A 1,031-nucleotide genomic window follows, 5' to 3' on the forward strand; every position below is an offset into this window, starting at 1 on the left:
GCGGGTCAAGGGCGGGCGTGAGCCCGGCGTAGCGAACCCTTGAGGCGCCTTGAATCGACAAGCTGGGGCATGGCTGATTGCGGCAGAATGCAGCAACCAGCCATGCAAGACGAAGCGAACAATGACCAATCAACTCTTTGAATCCGCCTTGGGAATCAAGGCTCCGTGGTATGTGCAAGGCGTCGACTTTGATACGGCCAAACGACAGCTGACGATTGCTGTGGACTTTGTCGCTGGCAGTCGCTTTGGCTACCCTGGGCTCGCTGGCGAGCACGCAGTGCATGACACGCAAATCAAGCGGCTGCGCCACCTGAATTTCTTCCAGCACGAGTGTTATCTGGAAGTGCGGGTGCCGCGAGTGCGCTTGCCGGATGGCTCGGTACGGCTGGTCGAGCCGGAATGGGTCGGCCAACTCGACGGTTTCACGTTGCTGTTCGAAGCGCTGGTGCTGATGCTGGCGCAGCAGATGCCGTTTGCCGCCGTGGCGCGCATCGTCAATCTGTCGTGGCACCGAGTGCATGCCATCTGCTCGCGCTATGTGGAACTCGCGCTGGCGTCGGCGAACCTGTCTGACGTGAGCTCGGTCGCCATTGATGAGACCTCGTACCGGCGAGGCCACGAGTATCTGACGCTGGTCGCCGATATGCAGGCTCGGCGCGTCGTGTTCGTCACGCACGGCCGTGACGCGAAGACGATTGAGAGCTTTGCAGCCTACCTTGGCAAGCACCACGGCACGCCTGAGCAAGTCACCTCCGTGAGCATCGACATGTCGCCCGCGTTCGTCAAAGGCGTGGGCGAACATCTGCCCAATGCGCGAGTGACGTTCGACAAGTTTCACATCGTCGCCCATGCGTCCAAGGCGCTTGATACGGTGCGTCGCCAACAACAGAAAGCCGACCCGGAACTCAAAGGGATGCGCTGGACGCTGCTCAAGGACGCCAACAAATTGAACCTTGCGCAATTGACCGACCTCGAGGCGCTGCTCAGGCAGTACACCACCAAGCGAACGGCCCGCGCCTGGTTGTATCGCG

1 protein-coding gene is annotated in these 1,031 nt (G+C 60.8%); it reads left to right on the plus strand.

Features of this window, described 5'->3' with window-relative positions; genetic code table 11:
• Window positions 1-121: 121 nt before the first annotated feature.
• The coding region (locus J8I87_RS44005) for an ISL3 family transposase (RefSeq protein WP_209938911.1) at window positions 122-1,031 on the plus strand (910 nt) is incomplete at its 3' end.

The organism is Paraburkholderia sp. LEh10, assembly GCF_017814945.1.
Taxonomy (GTDB): domain Bacteria; phylum Pseudomonadota; class Gammaproteobacteria; order Burkholderiales; family Burkholderiaceae; genus Paraburkholderia.